The following is a 453-nucleotide window of genomic DNA, read 5'->3' as shown; positions in this document are numbered from 1 at the left end:
TGTTTCTGGCCGAGGGTGAGGGTGGCGTCGGGGAGTTCCACGATTTCCCGCGTCGTCGACACCGGCAGATCGGTCAGTTTGGTCAGTGTGGAAAGCAGGCCCGCCCGGCTGGTTGTCAGAATGACGGCGCGGTGATCGAAGTCGTGTCGGGCGCGCAGCGCATGGCTGACTTCGGCCAGAGCGAACTCGGGGTTCTCCGTCAGGTGTTCCCTCAGGCGGTGTGCGGCGGCCCGCAGGCTGTGCGGGGTCCGCGCCGACAACGGGAACTCGAACCTGTCGTCCGGTCCGAACCCCGGCGCCGCACCAGCGGCCACCTCGACGGCCACGGCCACGGCCGCTGCTGCCAGGTCACCGGCTGGCGCTGAACCGCTCTCCGCGGTGGCCGGGGTGGCTGTGGGTGGTTCTTCGATGATGATGTGGGCGTTGGTGCCGCTGATGCCGAAGGAGGAGATT

The 453-nt window shown here is 68.2% G+C and carries 1 protein-coding gene; it reads right to left on the bottom strand.

All coding sequences use genetic code 11. The annotated features are described in order from the left end of the window. Positions 1-453 (bottom strand): ketoacyl-synthetase C-terminal extension domain-containing protein (locus tag MXD61_RS05830; protein WP_248811811.1); only part of this gene is annotated, 453 nt, incomplete at both ends.

The organism is Frankia sp. AgPm24 (assembly GCF_023243055.1).
Taxonomy (GTDB): domain Bacteria; phylum Actinomycetota; class Actinomycetes; order Frankiales; family Frankiaceae; genus Frankia; species Frankia umida.
Note: the sequence above shows the minus strand (reverse complement) of the source record. Positions and strands in the feature narration are given on the sequence as shown.